Here is a 24003-nt window from a genome sequence, read left to right as displayed (position 1 = left end):
TACAAAATTATAGAGAACTCACGGCAATGATTAACCATAAGAGACTCAGTGTACCACGCATACTTACTCCTGTTGCACTAGCAATTACGCTCGCCGCCTGTTCTTCAGGTCCAAGACAGCCTGATGGCGTTGATGTAACACTTGAGCCTACTCAGTCTGTTCAGAACTATATGATCCAAGCTGATAGCACGGAAGGCAGTTTACAAAATGACTGGTTGATCATGGCAACCAAAGCCGCGATTCAAGCAAACCAGTTTGATCAAGCAGAAATGTTGATCAAGCGCCTGGCTCGTCAACAGTTAACCGAAGTTCAGCAAGCAGAGTGGCAACTAGCGCGTGCGACCATACAGCAAAAACAGGGTAATTACTCTCAGTTGCTGCAATTGTTGAATTTTAAACCTTGGTGGAAGTTACCAAATGAGCAATGGAAAGACTATTACTTGATGCGTGCCGACGCTTATCAAGGTCTTAACCAAGCGTTTGAGGCAAACCGCCAACTGGTTGCATTTGGCCAATATGCATCGTCCGCGGAGCAGAGAGAGATTTCTAGCCGTATTTGGATGAACTTTGGCAGCTATTCCGAGTACGAACTGACCTCATTAGAAACAGAGCCAAATGAAGATGTTTTGGATGGTTGGCTACAACTCGCTATTTATGCGAAAACGTTGTCGGGCAACTTATCTCAACTAAAAAATACCCTAGAACGCTGGTTAAACGAGAACCCATCGCACCCAGCCGCTATCTACACACCAGAAGAGATTCAAAACATTCTCTCTCTAGACATCGTTAAACCAAACAACACCGCTTTGTTACTGCCGCTTACTGGTAAATTCTCGCCACAAGCGCAATTAATTCGTGATGGTTTTGTGTTTGCGATGATGAATGATCGTAACCGTGATCCAAGCGCTACCCTCACGGTAATAGACACTAATGCGTATAACGCCGACCAAATTAAACAACGTTTGATCAATGAAAACATCGACTTTGTTGTTGGTCCCCTAGAAAAAGAAAACGTTGAGCTATTGCACACAACCATGGATGGCTCAGAAAATGGTCCTACGATTCCAGCCCTTGCGCTAAATATTCCCGAAGATGTGCAACCAGATAGCAATATTTGCTACTTGGCATTATCACCAGAACAAGAAGCCGCACAAGCAGCGAAACACTTGTTCAGCGAAGGCTATAACTTCCCTCTGATCCTGGCACCAAAGGGCAGCTTTGGTGAGCGCGTAACTGAAGCGTTCAACAAAGAATGGCGCAAGTACAGCTCTAATAAAGTCGCAGCAAGTTATTTTGGCGACAAGCGCCAACTTCAAAAAGACATCAATGAAGTATTTGGTCTGCAAGAAAGCAAACAACGTATTGCTCAGATGCAATCACTAATGCGTATCAAGCTTGAAACACAGCCACGTAGCCGTCGTGATGTCGATGCGGTTTATATTGTTGCTAGAAGCACGGAACTGACTTTGATCAAGCCATTTATTGAGGTAGCGATTAACCCAGACGCCAAAGCTCCTCAAATTTTCTCTAGCTCGCGTAGCAACAGTGGCGGCGCGACTTACGAAGATCTAACAGGCATCATCTACAGCGATATCCCATTACTGATTGACCCAGACCCTAGCGTGACCGCTGAAATGAACGAGCTGTGGTCAGAGCAATCTAACATGGAAAAACGTTTGAAAGCACTGGGTATGGATGCGTATAAATTGATTGGGGAGCTGCCACAAATGAAGGTCGTTCCGGGCTACTCAGTTGGCGGCCAAACCGGTATTTTAAGTATCGACAATAATTGTGTTGTACAGCGTGAGCTAAGCTGGGCTGAGCGTGGGGCTCTTTAGTAAGCGCCAAATCGGAAATCAATATGAAGCTCTGGCGAAGCAGTATTTACAACGCCAGGGCTTAAACTTTATTGAACAAAATTTTCTGACTAAGGTCGGTGAGATTGATTTAATCTTCCAACAAGGTGAAACTATTGTGTTTGTTGAAGTCAAATACCGTAAGAACAATCACTTTGGCTCGGCAGCAGAAATGGTGACGCACGCTAAAATGCGCAAGCTAGTCAAAACCGCACAAGTTTGGCTTAGCCAACAAAAGCGCTTAAAACACAATATCGATTATCGATTTGATGTCATCGCCATTCATGATAATGGGCGAGATATCAACTGGATAGAAAACGCAATCTCTGAAGGATAAGCGATGCTAGACAGCATTAAAGACAGCTTTACAGAAAGTATTCAAATTCAAATCGCAGCAGCAGAGGCGCTGCCTGATGCCATTACTCATGCAGCTCAAGCGATGGTGTCGAGCCTGCTTAATGGCAATAAAATTTTATGTTGTGGTAATGGCGGCAGTGCTTCAAACGCTCAACAATTTGTTTCTTGTCTTTTAAACCGTTTTGAAACTGAGCGCCCTAGCCTACCAGCAATGGCCTTAACCGCCGATAATACCACCCTAACCGCAGTGGCCAACGATTACCACTACCAGGAAATCTTCTCAAAACAGGTACGAGCGTTTGGTCAACCAGGCGACATTTTGCTTGCCATGTCGACTAGCGGTAACAGTAAAAATATTATCAAAGCGATGGAAGCAGCCGTAACTCGAGACATGACGATTATCGCGCTAACAGGAAAAGATGGCGGAGAGATGGCAGGACTGCTCGGTGAGAACGACGTCGAAATTCGTATTCCATCACACCGCACTGCACGTATTCACGAAGTACATATGGTAACACTCCATTGCCTTTGTGATCTTATTGACCAAGTGCTTTTCCCTGCTCACGAAGAGTAACCAAGACTGAGAGTCAGAATTATGATACGTAGCCTTGTTATCTTATTAACAGCATTGAGTTTAAGTGGTTGCGCAGGTTTGTTTATCGCAGGTGCAGCAACCACAGCGAATATTGTCACGGACACACGCACGACAAAACAAATCTGGCAGGACAATAACATCGAATTCGAAGTTGCGGCGATCGGCAATAAAGCACCGTTTAAAGGTGAAGTTCGTGTCGTTGCCAGTTCATATAATGGGACTGTAGTCCTTATGGGACAAGCTCCGACACAAGACCTTATCCTTACTTTAGAGCGAAGGGCTCGAGAAGTTAGTGGTGTAAAAGTCATACACAATCAAATCAAACAAAAAGAGCCACTCACTGTTACCCAGATTAGCAATGACAGCTGGATCACAACCAAAGTAAAGTCAGCTTTGCTTACTGATTCTGAGCTTAATGGTGTTAAGGTTAAAGTGATCACCGAAGATGGCGACGTTTTTCTGTTTGGTTATGTCACGCCAGAGCAAGGCGATCGAGCGACAGAAATCGCGCGTAATATCTCAGGCGTAAAACAAGTCATTAAAGGGTTCCAATACGGCGAAATGGAGCCTGTTGAAGTAGACTTACCGAGTGACGGTGTACAAACAATAGAAAGTGAGGCAAGTACAGAAAGTGAAAAGAACGTCGAAGTCTTTACGATTAGTGAGTAATTTCCAAAGTCTGGCTTGAAATCATCTTCAACAAGTTAAAAAGAAAAAAGCAGCGTAACGCTGCTTTTTTATTATTTAATCACTCTTAAGCTTGGTTTGCCTTTTGGTCGAGGAGCATCGTCCTCTTCGGCATCTGAATCAGAAACTAACTCAGAAGGCTCATCGCTAACCGTTGTGAACGATGGGGATGATTCTTCCTCGGTCATCACTTCTTCTTCGATGTGAGTGTACGCTTCTTCTGGTTCAAACATAGTACCAGCACCATTCTCACGTGCATAAATAGCTTGAACAGCATACACAGGAACGATCACTGAGTGCGGACGACCGCTAAAGCGAGCATGGAAGGTAATCGCATCATTACCTAACTCAAGATTACCCACTGCACGTGGCGCAATATTCAAAATAATTTGACCATCTTGAATAAATTCAACCGGGACACGCACCCCTGGCATTGTTGCATCCACAACCAAGTGAGGAGTCAAGTCATTGTCTACTAACCAGTCGTAAAATGCGCGAAGCATATACGGGCGGCGAGCAGTCATTTTTGCAATATCCATAACGTGTTTTAAATCGCTTAGCGAACTAGGCGCATTTCACGTTCAGCTTCAGTCAAAGAAGCAAGGAACGAATCACGTTCAAATACGCGGTTCATGTATACCTTGATTTCTTTTGAACCAGGGCCAACAAGATCGATACCAAGTTGAGGCAAACGCCACAATAGTGGAGCTAGGTAACAATCGATCAAGCTGAATTCTTCGCTCATGAAGTACTCATATTCAGCAAAAATTGGCGCTAACGTCAGAAGATCATTACGCAGCTTTGTGCGTGCTTTTTCTGATTCTTCCGCATTACCTTTCATCACTTTTTCAGCGAGTGAATACCAGTTGCGTTCGATACGGTACATCATCAAGCGGCTGTTGCCACGAGCAACAGGGTAAACCGGCATTAGAGGTGGATGAGGGAAACGCTCGTCCAAGTACTCCATGATGATTTTTGAATCGTAAAGAGCTAGCTCACGGTCAACAAGAGTTGGCACTGATTTATATGGGTTTAGCTCAACAAGCTCAGCAGGAAGGTTTGCTTCGTCAACAAGCTCAACTTCAACACTTACGCCTTTTTCAGCTAGTACAATGCGAACCTGATGGCTATACAAATCTGATGCACTTGAGAAAAGAGTCATCACAGAACGTTTATTGGCAGCTACAGCCATGGAGCCCTCCAGTACACTTACAAATAAAAACAATGGAGGCTAAGCCTCCATTGTACATCAATTAAAATTGGGAATTAGCACGGTATTTTAGCACAATTAATGCACATCGCGCCAATACTCTTTCTTGAGCATCACAACAACGATGGTTAGAAGCACTAAGAAGCCCATTACCCACCAGCCTAGAGCATGACGCTCAAGCTGCACTGGGTCACCTGAATAAACTAAGAAGTTAACGAGATCGCCAACCGCTTTGTCATATTCGCCTTCACTCAGCTCACCCGTGCCATCGGTTTCAGTACCAACAACAACTTGTACTTCTTCGCCATCTACGATTTTCGTAGCGTAAATCGGCGTCGGGATGCCCTGTAGCTCTTCAAGCACATGCGGCATACCAACACTCGGGAAGACGATGTTGTTCACGCCGAATGGACGAGATGGATCAACATAGAAAGAGCGTAAGTAAGTGTATAACCAATCAGCACCACGAACTCGTGCAACCAACGTAAGATCTGGTGGTGGAGCACCAAACCAGTTTGCCGCTTGCTTCGGTGGCATAGCATTGACCATTAGATCACCGATTTTCGCTTCAGGATTGAAAATCAGGTTTTCTTTCATTAAGTCTGTTGGAATTTCCAAGTCTGTTGCTACACGCTCGTAACGCTGGTATTGCGTAGAGTGACAAGCAAAACAGTAGTTCATGAACAACTTCGCGCCGTTTTGTAGCGAAGCTTTATCCGTAAGGTCAACATTCGCTTTATCCAGCGGAACATTGGCCCCAGCTGCCATCGCTAGTGATGGCAACATAGCAAATAGAATTACAATCCACTTCTTCATTTGAATGTCACCCTCTCTGGTAATGGTTTGGTTGCTTCATTTTTGCTGTAGAAGAACAGCAACACAAAGAACATGAAGTAACACAAGCTAAAGATCTGAGATAGTAGTGTGTACGTTGGTGTCGCAGGTAACGCACCTAAAATACCTAGAGCGATAAAGGCGATAGTGAACTGTACAATATTCAATAGATGAAGTTTGCTACGGTAACGGTATGAACGAACTTTACAACGATCCAACCAAGGTAGAACAAACAGCACTGCAATTGACGCACCCATTAGGATAACACCTAATAGTTTGTCTGGAACCGCACGTAGGATTGCGTAGAACGGCGTGAAGTACCATACCGGAGCAATATGCTCTGGTGTCTTCAATGGGTTTGCAGCTTCAAAGTTAGGCGGCTCAAGGAAGTACCCACCCATTTCTGGGTTAAAGAACAGCACGTAACAGAAGAAGAACAAGAAACCAGCAACACCGACCAAGTCCTTAACCGTGCCGTACGGATGGAAAGGAATCGAATCAATGATGTCATATTTCTTCGTGTAGTAATCGTGGAACTTGAATTGCGTTTTGTAATCGTCGCCCATTGAGCCTTTTGGCAACTTTGTTTCGATACCATCCGGGTTGTTTGAGCCTACTTCGTGCAGCGCCAATACGTGCAGAACAACAAGAAGAAGCAAAACGATAGGCAGTGCAATAACGTGTAGTGCGAAGAAACGGTTTAGCGTTGCACCAGAGATGATGTAGTCACCACGAATCCAAAGCGTTAGGTCATCACCGATAACAGGAATAGCACCAAACAGGGAAATGATTACCTGCGCACCCCAGTATGACATCTGACCCCATGGAAGTAGGTAACCCATGAACGCTTCAGCCATGAGAACAAGGAAGATCAACATACCGAAGATCCACAATAGTTCACGAGGTTTTTGGTATGAACCGTAGATCAAACCACGGAACATGTGAAGATACACAACAACGAAAAACGCTGACGCGCCAGTGGAATGCATGTAACGCAGAAGCCAACCGTACTCTACATCACGCATAATGTATTCGATAGACGCAAATGCACCGTCACCTGAAGGAACATAGTTCATCGTTAGCCAAATACCCGTTAGGATTTGGTTAACAAGAACCAGCATCGCCAGAGAACCGAAAAGGTACCAAAAGTTGAAGTTCTTAGGCATTGGGTATTCAGACAAATGCTTTTTATAAGCATTCATTGCAGGAATACGCTTTTCAACCCAATCTAACATTGCTTGCATTATGCATCTCCCTCATCAACACCCACAATGAGCTTGGTATCGCTCAAATACATGTGCTTAGGAACGACAAGGTTCAACGGAGCAGGTACTCCTTGGAACACTCGACCAGCCATGTCGAACTTAGAACCATGACAAGGACAGAAGAAGCCAGATCTTACGCCCTGCACCTGCTCTGAGAAAGAGTCAGGTAGATAGGTTGGTGAACAACCTAAGTGGGTACAGAAACCAACTGCGACGAAAAACTCTTCCTTAATCGAACGAAACTCATTCTGAGCGTACTCAGGCTGCTGCTCCATTTCAGATTGTGGATCGCGAAGCTTATCACCGATCGATTTTAAGTTATCCAGAACGCTTTGAGTGCGGCGAACAATCCATACAGGTTTTCCCTGCCACTCAACACGAACCAGCTGACCTGGTTCAATTTTACTTATATCCACTTCCACCGGTGCGCCCGCCGCTTTGGCTTTAGCACTCGGATTCCATGATTTGATAAAAGGCACGGCGACGGCGACTGCCCCTAACCCACCAACAACTGCCGTTGTAGCGGTTAGAAAACGCCTGCGACCGTTATTTAAAGGCGCGTTGCTCATCCAAACATTCTCCCATTTGCTCCCTTTGGATCGTTATTATTCCGCTTATAAGAGCATGGCTAACAAATAATGAATTTAGTTCTATTTATTGGAGGGAAATGATAAAGAAAACCCTACTTTTTGACAAGATAAAGCTACCTTTTTGTAACATTTGTGAGGCAAATCGCTCGCGTCGTCACAAAAGCGGCAGAATTATAAAAAATTGATGTGATTTGTAACAAGAAAGCACCACATAGAAGCCCCGCTGAAAGCAGATAAAACCTTTTATCTTGGTAGTTTTCAGTTAATTACACAGAGAAATATTTCGTATTACGCGTTCAGCTTACTGTGTTTATATTTTCAATTTTGTAGCACGCAGAATGCTCAAAAAGGAGCGTAAGTCATTTTAAAAGATGTTACAGGAAGAATAAGATACAAAGACATTCTTGCTGATGAATACATCTATGCTGCATCGCAAGAGAAAGCGTGGTGAGTCGCGATTAAATAAGGCACACATATAAAACGGCACTGGCAACCTTTCGACGAAGAGGACGAATAAGAAGGCCTGCTCGGAGTGTGATGATAAGTGAAGGCTGTTCGTTGCTTTAAATACAAAAAAGCCCGGCATAGAGCCGAGCTTTTGGTACACAGTTTCCAGAGTAACTCTGAAAAGCATAATTCCCGATAAGAGGAAATTAACGCTTAGAGAACTGTGGACGACGACGTGCTTTACGTAGACCAACTTTCTTACGTTCAACGCAACGAGCGTCACGAGTAACGTAGCCAGCTGCGCGTAGAGCAGGACGTAGAGACTCATCGTATTCCATAAGCGCGCGAGTGATACCGTGACGGATAGCACCAGCTTGACCAGAAATACCGCCGCCTTTAACTGTTACGTAAAGGTCTAGCTTTTCAGTTAGTTCAACTAGCTCTAGAGGTTGTTGTACAACCATACGTGCTGTTGGACGACCGAAGTATTCGTCAAGGTTACGCTTGTTTACTACAATGTTACCGCTGCCTGGTTTAATGAAAACACGTGCAGCTGAGCTTTTGCGACGGCCAGTGCCGTAGTATTGATTCTCTGCCATTTTCGAAATCCCCAATTAGATGTCTAGTACTTGTGGTTGTTGAGCAACATGGTTGTGCTCAGCGCCCGCGTAAACTTTTAGCTTACGGTACATAGCACGGCCTAGAGGACCACGTGGAAGCATGCCTTTAACTGCAAGCTCAAGAGCCATCTCAGGTTTACGATCGATCAACTTTTCAAAAGTGATAGATTTTAGACCACCTGGGAATTCAGAGTGACGGTAGTACACTTTGTTCTTAGCTTTGTTACCAGTTACAGCAACTTTCTCAGCGTTGATAACGATGATGTAATCACCAGTGTCAACGTGAGGAGTGTATTCAGCTTTATGTTTGCCACGTAGGCGAGATGCAATTTCACTTGCTAGACGGCCAAGAGTTTTACCTTCAGCGTCTACAACGTACCAGTCGCGTTTTACAGTTTCTGGTTTAGCAACGAAAGTTTTCATGCTAACAATAACCCGTTAATTAAATTTTAAACTTTAAAGGAACACCCAATAGTGCTCCCACACTGTCTAAGAGCCCAGTCATCACCCCTTCGAGTCGTTGGTACTCTCGACCTTCAATTTCGAAATAACTTCGATAATCAGGTCTGCAGTAACGGTGGGTCGCAGGATTATAGAGAAGAGCGAAGAAAAAATCACCTTTTTTTGCGCCAAATCACTAATTTTTTCTTCACTTTTTTAAGAACCCATTGGATCTAGGCCAAATGTTCACGCGCGAGATACTCATGACTTTGCATCTCAGTAAGCCGAGACAAACAGCGCTTAAATTCGAACTCTAACTGCCCGTCAGTATATAAGTCGGCCATTGGCACTTCAGCAGAAATAATCAACTTAACATTGCGCTCGTAAAACTCATCGACCAGCGCGATAAAGCGTCTCGCCGCATCATCTATTTTTCGGTTCATTTGTTGAACATCTGCCAGTAATACCGTGTGGTAAATACGAGACAATTCAATGTAGTCATTTTGACTGCGAGCAGTTTGACACAACTGAGCAAACGACGCATGCAGCACCCCGTCGCTTGCTTCAATCACCGCTAGTTGACGGTGGTTCACTTCGATTTGATGAGCAACAAACTGACGCTCTCCAGTCAGCTGCTGATAATATTTGTTAAGGTTTATGCTAGCCTGCTGATCAAGCGGGTAATGGTATATTTCAGCCTGTTCTAACGTTCTTAAGCGATAATCAACGCCACTATCGACATTCAACACTTCACAACGTGCCAAAATCATATCGATCGCGGGCAAAAAGCGCGCTCTTTGCAAACCGTTACGATATAAGTTCTGCGGCTCAATGTTTGAAGTCGCGACTAGGATCATCTGCCGCTTGAACATTTCTTGAAGTAGCGTTGCAAGGATCATCGCATCAGTAATGTCGGAAACAAAAAATTCATCAAAGCAAACCACATCGGCTTCTTCTTTAAATTTATCCGCCACTTTTGATAGCGGATTTTCGACATCACCTAACAGCTTCAACTCATCATGTACTCGATACATAAATCGATGGAAGTGGACGCGCATTTTTCTTTGGGTCGGTAAAGCATCAAAAAATGCATCCATAAGGTAGGTTTTACCGCGACCTACCCCACCCCAAAAGTAAAGACCTTTTGGTGGTTCAGGCTTGTCGATTTTTTTCCCCATTAGCTTTTGCCATTTGGAAAGCTGAGGCACAGGCGCTGACTGAAATTCAACGATAGCATGGTAAAGCTTGTCTAATGCAACGACCGCTTGATACTGAGCTTCATCACGCTGAAACCCGTGTTCTGCTATGTCTTTTTGATATTGTTGTAGTGGTGTCATCGTATTAAGTCGTATAGAGGTATAGAGAAAAGGGTTACCTCGGGGTCAACTTTGAGAATAGAGAGAAGTAGTTATCAGTCCCCGAAGACATACTGCTATTTTTCTTTATCGGCTGTTCAAGCCATAGTAACATGGACGAGCACCGCGTGTAACTAAGTAGTAAAAGACTTGTTAAAACAACTATAAGGAGCAGTTATGCCTTGGATTTATGCCATTGTGGGTTTGCTGGTCGGTACAATCGTAGGCGTAGTCATTAGTAGACTAACCACCCCTGAATACAAGAAACAAAAGTCTGTGCAGAAAGAACTTGAAGCGGCCAAGTTTGAATTAGAGCAACAACGTCAAGAGCTCGTCGATCACTTTGCACAAACCGCAGAAATGTTGGACACCCTAGGTAAAGATTACACCAAGCTATACCAACATATGGCCAAGACCTCTTCTGAGCTTTTGCCAAACTTACCAGAACAAGACAACCCGTTTGATAAGAAAACGGCAATGTCGTCTGAAACCATTGCAGAAGATCAACCAGAGTTTAACGAACAACCAAAAGACTACGCTAATGGCGCCACCGGTCTTTTGAAGGATCAAGAGAAAGAAATCATTAATGCTCCCGAAGCGGTAACCGCAAAAGCATCATAATCCTCTCTTACTTCTATCTAGGGCCGATACATTTGTATCGGCCCTTTTTTGAACTTTTTCCCCTCACCTTCGCTCTAACTTGGGTGTGCACTGCCTCCCCCTTTTGATTGTCCGAACTAGACCCTATATTAGTTATTAACAAAGTGAACTAACCGTTCGGATATTTCTTTTTGGCAGACATGTTTCAAGAGGAGTTATTGGATGAAAAAACCACTGCTTGCGCTCACCGTTCTATCTCTGAGTTTGGGTTCGATTATTGCCCCAGTTCAAGCCACTGCCGCATTACCTTTGAATGTGGATGGCCAACAGTTACCTAGCTTGGCACCAATGCTTGAGAAGGTGACCCCAGCTGTTGTGAGTATTGCTGTAGAAGGTAAACAAGTACAAACCAGCCGCATTCCCGAGCAATTTCAATTTTTCTTTGGCCCAGATTTTCCTATGGAACAAAGGCGAGAGCGCCCGTTCAGAGGTTTAGGGTCTGGTGTCATTATTGATGCGAAGAAAGGCCATATTGTCACTAACTACCATGTGATCAAGGGCGCAGATGAGATTCGAGTTCGCCTCTTTGACGGGCGCGAGTATGACGCTACGCTCGTTGGCGGTGATGAAATGGCCGATGTTGCGTTACTTAAATTAGAGAAAGCGAAAAACTTAACGCAGATTAAAGTCGCGGATTCCGACAAACTGCGTGTCGGTGACTTTACGGTTGCGATTGGTAACCCATTTGGGCTCGGTCAAACCGTAACTTCGGGTATTGTTTCAGCCCTTGGCCGCAGTGGCTTAAACGTTGAAAACTTCGAAAACTTCATCCAAACCGATGCCGCAATTAACAGCGGTAACTCTGGTGGTGCATTGGTCAACCTTAATGGTGAGCTGATCGGTATTAATACTGCGATTTTAGGCCCTAACGGCGGTAATGTGGGTATTGGCTTTGCGATTCCATCAAACATGATGAAAAACCTCACCGATCAAATTCTAGAGTTTGGTGAAGTCAAACGCGGCATGTTGGGTGTGCAAGGTGGCGAAGTAACCTCTGAGCTAGCTGATGCATTGGGTTACGAGTCGAGTAAAGGGGCCTTTATTGGTCAAGTCGTACCGGACAGCGCAGCCGATAAAGCAGGGTTAAAAGCCGGTGACGTAATTGTATCGGTGAACGGCAAAGCGATTAATACTTTCTCAGAGCTCCGCGCAAAAGTGGCAACACTGGGCGCAGGTAAAGAAATCACATTAGGTGTGGTTCGAGATGGTAAGAATAAAACCTTTGATGTAACGCTTGGCGAATCTACGAATATGAAAGCTAAAGCGGAGACATTACATGAGGGACTCAAAGGTGCGGAGTTAAGCAATACAACACCAAGTGATGTAATTCAAGGTGTTAAAGTATCGAGCGTTGCAGATAACTCTCCAGCAGCTCAATATCAATTACAACAAGGTGACATTATTATCGGTGTGAACCGTCAACGAGTGAAAAACCTTGCCGAGCTTCGTACAATCGTAGAGAAACACAAAGGTGTACTGGCTCTTAATATTCAACGTGGTGAACGTACTATTTATCTTGTCATTCGTTAACCACTTTCAAAGTGATAGGAAATAAGGTTTTCGATGCATAGTACTGAGTGATAAGGCTCGATCACTTTTCCTTATCGCTCAATAACTAATGAAAAGGGCAGCGCGATGACGTGCTGCCCTTTTGTTATTTTTCAATGTAATGCTATTCTTCATCTTCGATGCCATTTTGGCGCTCACGCATGGAGAGGATATGCTCAGCTTTTTATTACGTTCTGTCTTTTTAGGCTTGGCTACTGCCGCAGTGGTATTACTGGCGGTTCCATCTTTGCGCAACAACGTAATTCCTGCCGCGCTTGATCCTCAACCTGTTAATATCGCATCAGTCGAATTGACGTTTAATCAAGCGGTCCGAAGAGCAGCGCCTGCAGTGGTAAACATCTACAGCCGTAAGTATGTTGAGAATGATCGCAGTAAACTCTCGACTCAAGGTCTGGGGTCAGGTGTCATTGTTAGTGAGAAAGGCTACATCATTACTAACTATCATGTGGTTGCTCAAGCTGATCAAATTGTTGTGGCATTACAAGACGGCAGAGCCGCAGCGGCTCAGCTCGTAGGGACAGATAAACGTACTGATATAGCCGTGCTGCGTGTCGAAGGTTCGAATTTGCCCGTAATCCCTCTGAACTCTAATTACAAACCACAAGTGGGCGATGTAGTACTAGCCATCGGTAACCCATACAACCTTGGACAAACCACAACGTTCGGCATTATTTCTGCCACAGGTCGTTCATCTATTAGCGACGGTCGTCAAGCATTCATTCAAACCGATGCCGCCATCAATGAAGGTAACTCTGGTGGAGCCCTAGTGAACACACAAGGCGAGCTCGTCGGCATTAACACCGCCTCTTTTCAGCAAGCGACAGACTTAGAAACTTACGGTATTTCTTTTGCGATCCCTGCGCCGCTAGCGAGTAAGATCATGCAGAAAATCATCGCTGATGGCCGCGTGATTCGTGGTTATATTGGAATCGACGGCCAAGACATTAATGCGGTCACTGCTCGCCTACTTGGAAATGAACACATAGGTGGTATTGTCGTACTTGGTATTGATCCAAATGGTCCAGCCAATGCGGCAGGCTTCCAAAAGCAGGACATCATTATCAGTATTGATGGCAATAAAGTGCAAGGGCGTCAGAGTGTTATGGATATCGTCACCGATTTACGTCCTGGCACCACCGTGGACGTCGGTATCATTCGCAAAGGAAAAGAGATGACCTTGAAAGTCACCATTGCCGAAGACAAGCAAGAAGCATAAAAAATCCCAGCCATTGGCTGGGATTTTTATTTGTGCGTTACTCGCTATCGCTCGGTGTTTCCGTCGTATCGGAATCATCTAGCTCAACTTCAATGCGAGTGACTCGCTGCAAACCTCTCGGTAGTAGCCCGCCTCGGCGACCACGTTCGCCACGGAAGTTATCAAGGTCAGACGGTTTAAGACCCAACTTTCGCTTACCCGCGTACAGCGTTAACGATGCACCTTTTGGTAAAGACATTAAGTGAGATAGTACTTCTTCTCGCTCTTTTGCTTTAGCAGCAGGAATGTTGATGATCTTATTCCCTTTACCTTTCGCCAGTTGTGGCAAGTCTTTGATTGGGAACAGCAGCATGCGACCTTGGTTAGTGATTGCTAAGATTTCATCAGAGTCTAAATCTTCAATCTCTTTTGGCGTCATGATCTCAGAGTTGGCAGGTAAAGTGACGAGCGCTTTACCACTGCGGTTTTTAGACAGCAAGTCCGCGCCTTTACATACAAAGCCGTAACCTGCATCTGAGCCCACCAGCCACAGCTGATCTTCTTCACTCATGATGACTTGGCGAATACTGCTACCAGCCGTAATATTCAAGCGACCGGTAATCGGCTCACCTTGACTACGAGCAGAAGGCAGTGAGTGCGATTCCAGAGAGTAACTTCGACCGTCACTACCTAGGAATACCGCAGGCTGATTACTCTTACCTCGAGCATGCGCTAAATACTTATCACCCGACTTATAGTTTAAGCCTTCGGCATCCACGTCATGGCCTTTCGCGTGACGAATCCAACCTTTCTCAGAAAGCACAACCGTGATTGGCTCACTTGGTACGAGGTCACGTTCAGTCAGCGCTTTTGCTTCTGCACGCTCAACCATTGGAGAGCGACGGTCATCACCGTATTTCTCTGCGTCTGCTTTGATTTCTTTTTTCAGTAGTGTATTCAGACGACGCTCAGAACCGAGTAGCTGTTCTAGCTTCTCACGCTCTTTCTCTAGCTCGTCTTGCTCACCACGGATCTTCATCTCTTCTAGTTTTGCTAGATGACGAAGTTTGGTATCTAAAATTGCATCCGCTTGGATATCGGTAATACCAAAGCGTTCCATCAGCACCGCTTTTGGATCGTCTTCAGTACGGATGATCTCAATCACTTCATCTAGGTTGAGGTAAGCAACTAACAAACCTTCCAAGATGTGTAGACGAGCCATTACTTTGTCTAGGCGGTGTTGTAGACGACGACGCACAGTCGTACGACGAAACTCGATCCACTCAGACAGAATTTGCACCAGACCTTTAACTTGAGGACGGTTATCCAAACCAATCATGTTCAAGTTAACGCGGTAACTGCGCTCAAGATCCGTTGATGCGAACAAGTGGTTCATCAACAAATCACAATCGACGCGGTTTGACTTAGGCACCACAACGATACGCGTTGGGTTCTCGTGATCCGATTCGTCACGAAGATCGTCAACCATTGGCAGCTTCTTCGCACGCATCTGGTTAGCGATTTGCTCAAGCAGTTTGGCACCCGATACTTGGTGAGGCAAAGAAGTGATAACAATATCAGAGCCTTCTTTATGCCAAACCGCGCGCATTTTGATGCTGCCACGACCGTTGCGGTAAATCTTCTCGATATCCGCTTGCGGCGAGATAATTTCTGCTTCTGTTGGGTAATCCGGACCTTTAACGAACTGCATCACATCAGGCAGTTCTGCTTTCGGGTTGTCGATCAAATGAATAGTCGCCTCCGCGATTTCACGAACGTTGTGCGGTGGGATGTCTGTTGCCATACCAACGGCAATGCCGGTTACACCGTTAAGCAGGATGTGAGGCAGACGTGCTGGCAACATTTGTGGCTCTTTCATTGTGCCATCAAAGTTAGGTTGCCATTCAACCGTGCCCTGACCAAGTTCGCCAAGCAATACTTCAGCAAACTTAGACAGTTTTGCTTCGGTATAACGCATTGCCGCAAATGATTTCGGATCATCTGGCGCACCCCAGTTACCTTGACCATCCACTAATGGATAGCGGTAAGAGAATGGCTGAGCCATCAATACCATCGCTTCGTAACACGCTGAATCACCGTGCGGATGGTATTTACCTAGCACGTCACCAACGGTACGTGCAGATTTTTTGTATTTTGCTGATGCAGAGAGACCAAGCTCTGACATCGCATAAATGATGCGTCGTTGAACCGGCTTTAAGCCATCACCAATGTATGGCAAGGCGCGGTCCATGATTACGTACATCGAGTAGTTCAGATAAGCGTCTTCAGTGAACTTGCGCATTGGCAATTGTTCGACGCCATCGTAGGTAATTTCTGTAGACATCCGTTACACCTCTGCCAAGTCGCCGTTGTTTTGTAGCCAAGAACGACGGTCATCTGCACGCTTTTTACCTAGCAGCATGTCCATCATTTCCATGGTCGCCGTAGAGTCGTCAATGGTTAACTGCACTAAGCGACGCGTGTTCGGATCCATGGTGGTTTCACGCAACTGAAGTGGGTTCATCTCACCCAGACCTTTGAATCGTTGCACGTTGATTTTGGCTTTCTTCTTCGACAAGCGCTCTAAAATGCCATCTTTTTCATCATCATCGAGGGCGTAGAACACTTCTTTCCCGCAGTCGATTCGATACAGAGGCGGCATCGCCACATAGATATGACCCGCTTCCACTAGTGCGCGGAAGTGACGAGTAAATAGAGCACAAAGCAGCGTTGCGATGTGAAGACCATCCGAGTCCGCATCGGCAAGGATACAGATCTTACCGTAACGAAGACTCTCGAGGTTGTCGCTATCTGGGTCAATACCCAAAGCAACTGAGATATCGTGTACTTCTTGAGACGCAAGAACTTGATCGGCAGAGACTTCCCACGTGTTCAAGATCTTACCACGTAGTGGCATCACGGCTTGGAATTCACGGTCACGTGCCTGTTTTGCCGAGCCACCCGCAGAGTCACCCTCCACAAAGAAGATTTCCGTGCGACTTAAGTCCTGTGCAGAACAGTCGGTCAACTTACCTGGCAGTGCCGGGCCAGAAGCCACTTTCTTACGTACGACTTTTTTCGCCGCTCGCATACGACGATGCGCGTTAGCGATACAGACTTCTGCCAATTGCTCTGCGAGCTGAGGCTTTTCGTTCAACCAAAGACTGAACGCATCTTTTACAACGCCAGAGACAAATGCCGCGGTTTGACGAGAAGAGAGACGTTCCTTGGTCTGGCCTGCAAATTGTGGATCTTGAATTTTAACCGACAGCACGTAAGAACAGCGGTCGAAAACGTCATCACCCGTTAGCTTCACACCACGAGGTAATAGATTACGGAACTCACAGAATTCGCGCATCGCTTCCAACAAGCCTTGGCGTAAACCATTAACGTGCGTACCACCTTGAGCGGTTGGGATTAGGTTAACGTAGCTTTCGGTGATCATTTCACCGCCTTCTGGCTGCCAAATTACCGCCCAGTTTGCCGCTTCAGTATCCGCCAAGAACTCACCAGTAAATGGTTCTTCAGGAATAACTGGATAGCCTTTTACACCTTCCGCAAGATAGTCTTTAAGACCGTCTTCGTAGTACCACTTATAGTCTTTGCCATTAACTTTGTCGGTTAATGTGATTTCTAAGCCCGGACACAAAACCGCTTTTGCGCGCAGGTTGTTGACTAAGCGCGTCACAGAGAAGTTAGCCGAATCGAAGTACTTCGCATCAGGCCAGAAATGTACGCTGGTACCGCGATTGCGACGACCACATGTGCCAGTTACGGTCAGATCAGACACTTTCTCGCCGTGTTCAAATGCAATTTCATACACTTGACCATCACGACGAACTGTTACTTCAACGCGTTTTGACAACGCGTTTACTACAGATATACCTACCCCGTGCAAACCACCAGAGAATTGGTAGTTTTTGTTAGAGAACTTACCACCCGCATGTAGCTTACATAGAATTAGCTCTACGCCTGATACTTTCTCTTCTGGGTGGATATCAACAGGCATGCCTCGACCATCATCGATCACTTCGAGTGATTGGTCAGCATGTAGGATGACTTGTACTTTTGAGGCATGTCCGGCTAGCGCTTCATCGACACTGTTGTCGATAACTTCTTGGCCCAAATGGTTTGGGCGCGCTGTATCCGTATACATCCCTGGTCGGCGACGTACTGGCTCTAAGCCATTCAGTACTTCAATGGCACCAGCATTATATTGTTCAGTCATAATACGGAATTATTCTCAAAGTTTACTTGTTGTCTGAGTATCACCAATGGGCGTACCCATACTCAGGAAACGAAAAAGCCACCCTGTTCACATCACTAAGAGTTTGTAAACATGATGCATAACAAAGTAGCCAGGGTCCTCGACCCTTAAGATCTTTTGGCAAAACATAGTCGGAAAGCATACCGCCCATGTCAAGAAACGGTTGGATATATCAATAAAAACTATGAGCCTTTTCCAATCGCTTTCGAATTACAGTTCTAGAAATTCGATAATCTGTGCAGGATAACGCTCAAAGCCTACAAAACTGTGATCACCGCCTTGTTCTACTGTTTGCTTAGCGTCTGCAAACTTATCTACCGCTTGTCGATAGTCTAAAACCTCATCTTCTGTTTGTTGCAATAACCAAAAAGAATGTGGCGACGCGATGCTTTGTACATCAAGAGCTTTTAACTCGTCAATATGACAAGCTTCAAGTGTATAGGTTTCATGCGTATATGGGTTAGTTTGCTTACCCAAATAATCTACTAGCAACTCATAAGGCTTGACTGCGGGGTTGACCACTACCGCTTTAAACCCAAACTTGTCATTTAGCCACGTTGACATAAAACCGCCTAATGAGCTGCCCACTAGACCAATTTTATAGTCGTCTTTATATTGCTCGATAATATCCAACAACATTTTCGCCGCTTGCTGAGGATAACAAGGTAACTGGGGAACAATCACCTTAATATCAGGCCTATGTTGCTCGCAGTAGGCTCTCATCACATTCGCTTTCATGGAGAGTGGAGAGCTATTAAAGCCATGGATATAGAGAAGAAGTGAAGGTTTACTCATAGATATCTCGCACAAAAAAGCGAGCCCGAACAGAGAGCTCGGGCGCGTTAGTAGCCGTTAGAAGAGAAGTCTGGTTGGAACTGGCCATCAGGAAGCCGACCTACTTGGGTCGTAATATCGCCACAAGCGTGTAGTTGCAGCTCCCGCCAACCAGGCGAAGTGGTATCAAGGGCAAAATCATCCGAGTTAGGCTTAAACTGAACACAAGTTGAGGGTGTTGCCATCACTCGAATGCCCTTGTGAAGCACATTCATATCTTGATGAACATGACCACAGAGAATGCCTTTCACGTTATCAAAACGCTCGACAACCTGCCAAAACGCTTCGGCATCTTTTAAAGTATGTTGATCAAGCCACGCGCTTCCCACCAGTAACGGGTGATGATGCAACAAAACAAGTGTGTGTCTTTCTGGGTGTTCGGCTAGCTTTTCTTCGAGTAGCGTTAATTGCTGATCACTCAAGCGCCCATGAGGAACGCCAACAACTTGCGAGTCTAAAAGAATTAACTGCCAATGCTCGCCAAGCAACACATGCTCTGCGGCTTTGATTTGTGGCGAAGGCAAAACACTGCCCATATTAGGCTTGTAATCATGATTACCAGGTAGCCAAAAGCAGTCTTTCTCTAGCGGTTCAATGCCGTTGGCAAAGCGCTGATAAGATTCTGCACTATGGTCTTGGGAAATATCGCCCGTCGCCAAGATGTAATCAAACGCCACGTTGCGGCGTAAAACATCAGCAACAACAGCATTAAAGCTATCGACTGTTTTTACGCTTAGCAAACTTCCCTCATCGGCAGCAAACAGATGAGTATCCGTAATTTGTAAAAGTTTGATGCTGTCACTAGATGATTGCAAAATGAAAACCTGATTCGTCCACTATATCGTTATTTGTTATTTTCCTTTAGTGACGTGACGATCAATTGAAGGCAAGTGGTGTTCTACTGATACCACTTCGTAAACAAAACGTCAGCCATTCACCGAGGAATGTGTTTAATTGATGCTTTTCATCTTTCTGCATCAGTTGGTCATTGGGATAATCATACTTAGCTTTTATGCGAGAGAACTCTCCGCTTGAGCATACTTCGGCTACTCTCGCATCATGATAAAGCCTGACAGACATCGTCGGTAAAGGAAACACTGGCGTTTCATCACTCTGACATATCTCAACAACTGTGGTGTATTTTGTGATTTCATTCACGGTCAATTGGTAAACCATGTTCGCCGCTTGGTAGCAACGTACATCCCCAACTTCGGCAGAAGCAGGCAATAAGGCGTTCAACTTAGCGTAGTTGGTCTCATACGTTCTCATAAGACCAGCTAAATCAACATGATATTGTTGTTTTTCAGCCAATTGTGCCATTACTCACTCTCCACCGTTTGGGATTGTCCCCATTCTGACTTTAACTCTTGATGGTGTAATTGCAGCCATTGCAACGCAATAATCGACGCACCATTTTCAAATTTCCCGTCCTTCACCCATTGATACGCCGTTTCACGACTCATGACATGAACTCGGATATCTTCATTCTCATAGTCTAAACCATGAATGCCGTGCGCTTTAGACGCATCCACTTCACCAACAAAGACGTCTAGCTTTTCCGAGCAACCACCAGCCGAAGGATAATAAGAAGTGACAGGTACAACGCGCCCCACCTGAATCCCCGCTTCTTCGACAGCCTCTCGACGAATTACGGCTTCAGCAGATTCATCGCGGTCAATCATACCGGCGACAATTTCTAGCTGCCAAGGGTGTTCATGTTCCAACGCGCCAATACGAATCTGTTCAATGATTACGACCTGGTCCGTCTTTGGATCATAAGGAAGCATCGCTGCTGCGTGACCACGCTCGAACATTTCTCGTTCGACAACTCCACTCCAACCACCAGCAAATAGCCTATGCTGAAAGCGGTATTTCACCATTTTGAAAAAACCTTCAAATAAGGTTTCTTTCGAGATGACTTTTACATCTCGCGAAGTAAAATCTTGTTGTTGTTTGTCACGCTGTTGCATTCAACACCTCTCTGAGTGAATCCTGTAGTTTACTCATTGTTATTCGCTTGCTCAAAGGACTTGGCTCAACTTTTTGTATAATAGTTACAAATTAATTTAAGTCTTTGCTAAAAATTTATTGCACAAGTGGATAATTACGTGTAAAAAAGTGCAAACTTTAGAGTAAATATCGTGCAAATTGAGTTAAACTACTGAGAATTAACCAATCTATGGACCGCGGGAATAGAAAATGAAAAAATTGCTTCCACTATTTATCAGTGCAGCGCTAGGTAGCATGAGTACGTCTGCGTTCGCAGACTCTTTGGCTGAAATCTACGACTTGGCAAAACAAAATGATCCACAATTGCTCAGTGTAGCAGCACAACGTGACCAAGCTTTCGAAGCAATCACCTCAAGCCGTAGTGCTCTATTACCACAAATTAACCTTACTGCGGGTTACAATTTAACTCGTGGTGACAACGATTATAACGATGGCGCTCTGGGCAAATCATCGAATGATCAAGATGCTCTAACTGCTGGGGTAAGTTTCTCACAAACTCTATACAATCGCGCATCTTGGATCTCTCTAGATACTGCTGAGAAAAGCGCTCGCCAAGCAGACGCGACTTACGCAGCGACGCAACAGGCACTGATCCTTCGCGTGTCACAAGCATATTTTGAAGTTCTACGCGCGCAAGATAATCTTGTTTTCGTACGAGCAGAAAAAGCCGCAGTGGGTCGTCAATTAGAGCAAACTAAACAGCGTTTTGAAGTAGGTTTGTCTGCAATCACTGACGTGCATGACGCACAAGCTCAGTACGACCAAGTGCTAGCGGACGAAGTGTTGGCAGAAAACGCGCTAACTAATAGCTACGAGTCACTGCGTGAAATTACAGGCCAAGAGCACAAAGATCTCAACATTTTGGATACTGGCCGCTTCACCGCTAGCCCATCGACCGTACCAGCTGAATCACTCATTGATGAAGCAAAAACCAAAAACCTGACCTTGCTATCTTCACGTATTCTTCAAGACATCGCGCGTGACAATATTTCACTAGCAAGCTCTGGCCACTTACCAACGCTCTCTCTAGATGGTGGTTACAATTACGGAGATTACTCAGGAACGGACAACACATTCAATAGTGGCCTAAACCGCAATGCCAATAGTGACCGTACTAGTGACAACTTCAATATCGGTGTGAACCTTGCTGTACCGCTATATACAGGTGGTAACGTAACCTCTCAAACCAAACAAGCTGAATACGCATACGTGGCAGCAAGCGAAGATCTTGAAGCACAGTACCGTAGCGTAGTCAAAGATGTTCGCGCACAAAACAACAACATTAACGCCTCTATCGGCGCATTACGTGCGTATGAGCAAGCGGTTATTTCTGCACGCTCTGCACTAGAAGCAACAGAAGCTGGCTTTGATGTAGGTACTCGTACTATCGTTGATGTACTGGACGCGACTCGTCGTCTATACGATGCGAACAAAAACCTATCGAACGCTCGTTACGACTACATTTTAAGTGTTCTTCAGCTACGCCAAGCAGTTGGTACGCTAAGCGAACAAGACATCTTGGACGTTGATGCAGGTTTGAAAGCGGCAAAATAACCGCTAACTGAATACTTCAGGTCTTAATAAATAAAAACGCCAGTTGAGTTATCAGCTGGCGTTTTTTATTACTTGTAGTTCAGAGCCTAAAAGTGTCTCTGAGCATCAAGTATCAAAAAGGCCGCACTTAGCGACCTTTATGAGCAAATAGCATTTCAATGCTAACAAACAGCAGGCTTAGCCCTTACCGCCTTTGATTGCATTAATGATCTCACTGGTCGAGCAGCCATCTTCAAAGTTCAATACACGAACTTCACCACCCGCCGCAATGACTTCTTTACCACCAGCAATCTCTTCTGGTTTGTAGTCACCGCCTTTTACTAGCAAGCTTGGTAGAACTTCTGAGATCAAACGCTGCGGCGTATCTTCACTAAATGGTACAACCCAATCCACAGCGCCCAAACCTGCCAACACCGCCATGCGGCGATCGGTTGGGTTTACCGGACGACCAGGGCCTTTAAGGCGTTTTACTGACTCATCGGTATTTACCGCAACGATTAGGCGATCGCCCAGTTCAGCAGCATGGTTTAAGTAAGACACATGCCCAGCGTGCAGAATATCAAAGCAGCCATTTGTCATAACGACTTTCTCGCCACGAGCTCGTGCTTTTTTCACCGCTTCGATCAGTGCTTTTTCTGAAATCACACCGTAATCCGTGTCTTGGCTGCCATGTACCGCTTCTGCTAATTCAATCTCAGAAAGCGTTGACGTGCCTAGTTTACCAACCACAACACCTGCCGCTGCGTTTGCTAATGCACACGCTTCTTCAAATGATTTGCCTGCGGCAACAGACGCTGCCAATACAGAGATAACCGTGTCGCCCGCACCTGTCACGTCGTACACTTCTTTCGCTTGAGTTGGAAGGTGGAACGGTTCCTGGCCACGACGAATCAAGGTCATTCCGTTTTCGCTGCGTGTCACTAAAAGCGCTTCAAATTCAAACTCTTCAACCAAAGCCAGTGCTTTCTCTACTAGCTCTTGGTCAGATTTCACTTTACCTACAACGTCTTCGAACTCTTTCATGTTTGGCGTAAGAAGTGTTGCGCCACGGTAACGTTCAAAATCAGCACCTTTCGGGTCAATGAAAACCGGAATATTTGCTGCGCGCGCTTTTTGAATGTATGCCTGAACATGCTCTAACGAACCTTTTGCGTAGTCAGACATAATCACGGCTTTAACGTTTGGCAGTGCGGCATCCATTCGAGATAACACTGGCGCAGAATCTGTGTTTTCAAACTTGTCTTCGAAGTCGAGACGAATAAGCTGTTGTCCACGGCTCATTACGCGAAGCTTCGTAATCGTTGGGTAATCAGGCAGTGCAACGAAATCGCACTTCACATTGAGTGAGCTCAGCGTCTCCGTCAGCACTTTTGCAGGCTCATCTTCCCCAGTTAGACCAACAATGTGAGCATGGCCACCTAGTGATGCGATGTTCATCGCAACGTTCGCAGCACCACCGGGACGCTCTTCATTGTTTTCTACTTTTACAACAGGAACCGGCGCTTCAGGAGAAATGCGTCCGGTTGGGCCATACCAGTAACGATCTAGCATGACATCACCGATGATGAGCACACCAGCGCTGTTGTAATCAGGTAGAATTGGTTTCATTGTTGGTCTCCAAAAATTAAATCGAAGTGAGTTTATCACAGCCCTTATC

23 protein-coding genes are annotated in these 24003 nt (G+C 45.4%); 8 read left to right on the top strand and 15 right to left on the bottom strand.

The genetic code is table 11. The features are described from left to right. Positions 1-26 precede the first annotated feature (26 nt). The 4 genes from R7Z77_RS04335 to R7Z77_RS04320 are packed head-to-tail and all read left to right on the top strand — an operon-like array spanning position 27 to position 3477. Positions 27-1838, top strand: a complete 1812-nt coding sequence (locus R7Z77_RS04335) for a penicillin-binding protein activator (RefSeq protein WP_005372905.1) — start codon at positions 27-29, stop codon at positions 1836-1838. Beyond that, entirely contained in the window at positions 1825-2193 is a 369-nt protein-coding gene (locus tag R7Z77_RS04330) for a YraN family protein (RefSeq protein ID WP_005372903.1), read from the top strand. Before R7Z77_RS04335 ends, R7Z77_RS04330 begins: the two co-directional genes overlap by 14 nt. A gap of 3 nt (positions 2194-2196) precedes the next feature. Then, on the top strand, positions 2197-2787 hold the full coding sequence (locus R7Z77_RS04325; RefSeq protein ID WP_005372901.1) for a phosphoheptose isomerase: 591 nt from the start codon (positions 2197-2199) through the stop codon (positions 2785-2787). 21 nt (positions 2788-2808) lie between these two features. Next, positions 2809-3477, top strand: coding sequence for a BON domain-containing protein (locus tag R7Z77_RS04320; RefSeq protein ID WP_047101992.1), 669 nt, complete (start codon positions 2809-2811; stop codon positions 3475-3477). Positions 3478-3548: 71 nt separating this feature from the next. Here R7Z77_RS04320 and sspB read toward each other — a convergent pair whose 3' ends face one another. From sspB to zapE, 8 genes are all read right to left on the bottom strand, one after another. Then, positions 3549-4034 carry a ClpXP protease specificity-enhancing factor gene (sspB, locus tag R7Z77_RS04315; protein ID WP_262646472.1) on the bottom strand — a complete coding sequence of 162 codons (486 nt, stop codon included), beginning with the start codon at positions 4032-4034 and terminating at the stop codon, positions 3549-3551. Between the two features lie 17 nt (positions 4035-4051). Next, a complete protein-coding gene (gene sspA, locus R7Z77_RS04310; RefSeq protein WP_005372897.1) occupies positions 4052-4687 on the bottom strand; it encodes a stringent starvation protein SspA in 636 nt (211 codons plus the stop codon). A gap of 96 nt (positions 4688-4783) precedes the next feature. Further along, positions 4784-5521 carry a cytochrome c1 gene (locus R7Z77_RS04305; RefSeq protein ID WP_262646473.1) on the bottom strand — a complete coding sequence of 246 codons (738 nt, stop codon included), beginning with the start codon at positions 5519-5521 and terminating at the stop codon, positions 4784-4786. Further along, positions 5518-6783, bottom strand: coding sequence for a cytochrome b (locus R7Z77_RS04300; RefSeq protein ID WP_005372880.1), 1266 nt, complete (start codon positions 6781-6783; stop codon positions 5518-5520). Before R7Z77_RS04300 ends, R7Z77_RS04305 begins: the two co-directional genes overlap by 4 nt. Beyond that, positions 6783-7373 carry a ubiquinol-cytochrome c reductase iron-sulfur subunit gene (gene petA, locus R7Z77_RS04295; protein ID WP_005372877.1) on the bottom strand — a complete coding sequence of 197 codons (591 nt, stop codon included), beginning with the start codon at positions 7371-7373 and terminating at the stop codon, positions 6783-6785. Before petA ends, R7Z77_RS04300 begins: the two co-directional genes overlap by 1 nt. A 674-nt stretch (positions 7374-8047) precedes the next feature. Continuing rightward, on the bottom strand, positions 8048-8440 hold the full coding sequence (rpsI, locus tag R7Z77_RS04290; RefSeq protein WP_005372876.1) for a 30S ribosomal protein S9: 393 nt from the start codon (positions 8438-8440) through the stop codon (positions 8048-8050). A 15-nt stretch (positions 8441-8455) separates the two neighbouring features. Next, the gene (gene rplM, locus R7Z77_RS04285; RefSeq protein ID WP_005372872.1) at positions 8456-8884 is read right to left on the bottom strand and encodes a 50S ribosomal protein L13; all 429 of its coding nucleotides are present in this window, start codon (positions 8882-8884) and stop codon (positions 8456-8458) included. A gap of 251 nt (positions 8885-9135) precedes the next feature. Continuing rightward, a complete protein-coding gene (gene zapE, locus R7Z77_RS04280; protein ID WP_262646474.1) occupies positions 9136-10239 on the bottom strand; it encodes a cell division protein ZapE in 1104 nt (367 codons plus the stop codon). Between the two features lie 195 nt (positions 10240-10434). On the opposite strand from zapE, the gene zapG reads away from it, so the two are divergent. The 3 genes from zapG (at position 10435) to degS (ending at position 13702) form a co-directional block, all read left to right on the top strand. Further along, positions 10435-10878 (top strand): Z-ring associated protein ZapG, encoded by a 444-nt coding sequence (gene zapG, locus R7Z77_RS04275; RefSeq protein ID WP_005379861.1) that lies wholly within the window; start codon positions 10435-10437, stop codon positions 10876-10878. A 201-nt stretch (positions 10879-11079) separates the two neighbouring features. Continuing rightward, complete coding sequence (locus tag R7Z77_RS04270; RefSeq protein ID WP_025768400.1) at positions 11080-12447, top strand: Do family serine endopeptidase; 1368 nt, start codon at positions 11080-11082, stop codon at positions 12445-12447. Between the two features lie 190 nt (positions 12448-12637). Then, positions 12638-13702, top strand: coding sequence for an outer membrane-stress sensor serine endopeptidase DegS (gene degS / locus R7Z77_RS04265; RefSeq protein ID WP_017633606.1), 1065 nt, complete (start codon positions 12638-12640; stop codon positions 13700-13702). Between the two features lie 37 nt (positions 13703-13739). Here degS and parC read toward each other — a convergent pair whose 3' ends face one another. From parC to nudF, 6 genes are all read right to left on the bottom strand, one after another. Then, on the bottom strand, positions 13740-16025 hold the full coding sequence (gene parC, locus R7Z77_RS04260) for a DNA topoisomerase IV subunit A (protein WP_318136608.1): 2286 nt from the start codon (positions 16023-16025) through the stop codon (positions 13740-13742). Positions 16026-16028: 3 nt separating this feature from the next. Next, entirely contained in the window at positions 16029-17909 is a 1881-nt protein-coding gene (parE, locus tag R7Z77_RS04255) for a DNA topoisomerase IV subunit B (protein WP_005387417.1), read from the bottom strand. A 249-nt stretch (positions 17910-18158) separates the two neighbouring features. Beyond that, positions 18159-18743: an esterase YqiA gene (gene yqiA / locus R7Z77_RS04250; RefSeq protein ID WP_017820245.1), complete on the bottom strand. Its 585-nt coding sequence runs from the start codon at positions 18741-18743 to the stop codon at positions 18159-18161. A gap of 47 nt (positions 18744-18790) precedes the next feature. Continuing rightward, positions 18791-19597 (bottom strand): 3',5'-cyclic-AMP phosphodiesterase, encoded by an 807-nt coding sequence (gene cpdA / locus R7Z77_RS04245; protein WP_005387419.1) that lies wholly within the window; start codon positions 19595-19597, stop codon positions 18791-18793. Positions 19598-19658: 61 nt separating this feature from the next. Beyond that, complete coding sequence (locus tag R7Z77_RS04240; RefSeq protein WP_017633603.1) at positions 19659-20102, bottom strand: DUF1249 family protein; 444 nt, start codon at positions 20100-20102, stop codon at positions 19659-19661. Continuing rightward, the gene (gene nudF, locus R7Z77_RS04235) at positions 20102-20752 is read right to left on the bottom strand and encodes an ADP-ribose diphosphatase (RefSeq protein WP_017820247.1); all 651 of its coding nucleotides are present in this window, start codon (positions 20750-20752) and stop codon (positions 20102-20104) included. The genes R7Z77_RS04240 and nudF overlap by 1 nt, the downstream gene beginning before the upstream one ends. Positions 20753-20981: 229 nt before the next feature. Here nudF and tolC point away from each other — a divergent pair, with 229 nt between their 5' ends. Next, positions 20982-22346 carry an outer membrane channel protein TolC gene (gene tolC / locus R7Z77_RS04230; RefSeq protein ID WP_017820248.1) on the top strand — a complete coding sequence of 455 codons (1365 nt, stop codon included), beginning with the start codon at positions 20982-20984 and terminating at the stop codon, positions 22344-22346. A 177-nt stretch (positions 22347-22523) separates the two neighbouring features. On the opposite strand, the gene hldE is transcribed toward tolC, so the two are convergent. Continuing rightward, a complete protein-coding gene (gene hldE, locus R7Z77_RS04225) occupies positions 22524-23954 on the bottom strand; it encodes a bifunctional D-glycero-beta-D-manno-heptose-7-phosphate kinase/D-glycero-beta-D-manno-heptose 1-phosphate adenylyltransferase HldE (RefSeq protein ID WP_017633601.1) in 1431 nt (476 codons plus the stop codon). Between the last annotated feature and the right edge of the window lie 49 nt (positions 23955-24003).

Source organism: Vibrio sp. 1401 (assembly GCF_033340295.1).
The sequence above is the reverse complement of the archived record's forward strand: the minus strand, read 5'-3'. Positions and strand labels throughout refer to the sequence as shown.

What these genes read in the sequence shown, in the direction of transcription:
- R7Z77_RS04240 (WP_017633603.1), bottom strand. Translation starts at nt 20,102, where the DNA reads ATGGCACAATTGGCTGAAAAACAACAATATCATGTTGATTTAGCTGGT.
- sspB (WP_262646472.1), bottom strand. Translation starts at nt 4,034, where the DNA reads ATGGATATTGCAAAAATGACTGCTCGCCGCCCGTATATGCTTCGCGCA.
- R7Z77_RS04270 (WP_025768400.1), top strand. Translation starts at nt 11,080, where the DNA reads ATGAAAAAACCACTGCTTGCGCTCACCGTTCTATCTCTGAGTTTGGGT.
- R7Z77_RS04300 (WP_005372880.1), bottom strand. Translation starts at nt 6,783, where the DNA reads ATGCAAGCAATGTTAGATTGGGTTGAAAAGCGTATTCCTGCAATGAAT.
- parE (WP_005387417.1), bottom strand. Translation starts at nt 17,909, where the DNA reads ATGACTGAACAATATAATGCTGGTGCCATTGAAGTACTGAATGGCTTA.
- R7Z77_RS04335 (WP_005372905.1), top strand. Translation starts at nt 27, where the DNA reads ATGATTAACCATAAGAGACTCAGTGTACCACGCATACTTACTCCTGTT.
- rplM (WP_005372872.1), bottom strand. Translation starts at nt 8,884, where the DNA reads ATGAAAACTTTCGTTGCTAAACCAGAAACTGTAAAACGCGACTGGTAC.
- degS (WP_017633606.1), top strand. Translation starts at nt 12,638, where the DNA reads ATGCTCAGCTTTTTATTACGTTCTGTCTTTTTAGGCTTGGCTACTGCC.
- sspA (WP_005372897.1), bottom strand. Translation starts at nt 4,687, where the DNA reads ATGGCTGTAGCTGCCAATAAACGTTCTGTGATGACTCTTTTCTCAAGT.
- zapG (WP_005379861.1), top strand. Translation starts at nt 10,435, where the DNA reads ATGCCTTGGATTTATGCCATTGTGGGTTTGCTGGTCGGTACAATCGTA.
- zapE (WP_262646474.1), bottom strand. Translation starts at nt 10,239, where the DNA reads ATGACACCACTACAACAATATCAAAAAGACATAGCAGAACACGGGTTT.
- hldE (WP_017633601.1), bottom strand. Translation starts at nt 23,954, where the DNA reads ATGAAACCAATTCTACCTGATTACAACAGCGCTGGTGTGCTCATCATC.
- tolC (WP_017820248.1), top strand. Translation starts at nt 20,982, where the DNA reads ATGAAAAAATTGCTTCCACTATTTATCAGTGCAGCGCTAGGTAGCATG.
- R7Z77_RS04305 (WP_262646473.1), bottom strand. Translation starts at nt 5,521, where the DNA reads ATGAAGAAGTGGATTGTAATTCTATTTGCTATGTTGCCATCACTAGCG.
- R7Z77_RS04320 (WP_047101992.1), top strand. Translation starts at nt 2,809, where the DNA reads ATGATACGTAGCCTTGTTATCTTATTAACAGCATTGAGTTTAAGTGGT.
- petA (WP_005372877.1), bottom strand. Translation starts at nt 7,373, where the DNA reads ATGAGCAACGCGCCTTTAAATAACGGTCGCAGGCGTTTTCTAACCGCT.
- parC (WP_318136608.1), bottom strand. Translation starts at nt 16,025, where the DNA reads ATGTCTACAGAAATTACCTACGATGGCGTCGAACAATTGCCAATGCGC.
- nudF (WP_017820247.1), bottom strand. Translation starts at nt 20,752, where the DNA reads ATGCAACAGCGTGACAAACAACAACAAGATTTTACTTCGCGAGATGTA.
- R7Z77_RS04325 (WP_005372901.1), top strand. Translation starts at nt 2,197, where the DNA reads ATGCTAGACAGCATTAAAGACAGCTTTACAGAAAGTATTCAAATTCAA.
- rpsI (WP_005372876.1), bottom strand. Translation starts at nt 8,440, where the DNA reads ATGGCAGAGAATCAATACTACGGCACTGGCCGTCGCAAAAGCTCAGCT.
- yqiA (WP_017820245.1), bottom strand. Translation starts at nt 18,743, where the DNA reads ATGAGTAAACCTTCACTTCTTCTCTATATCCATGGCTTTAATAGCTCT.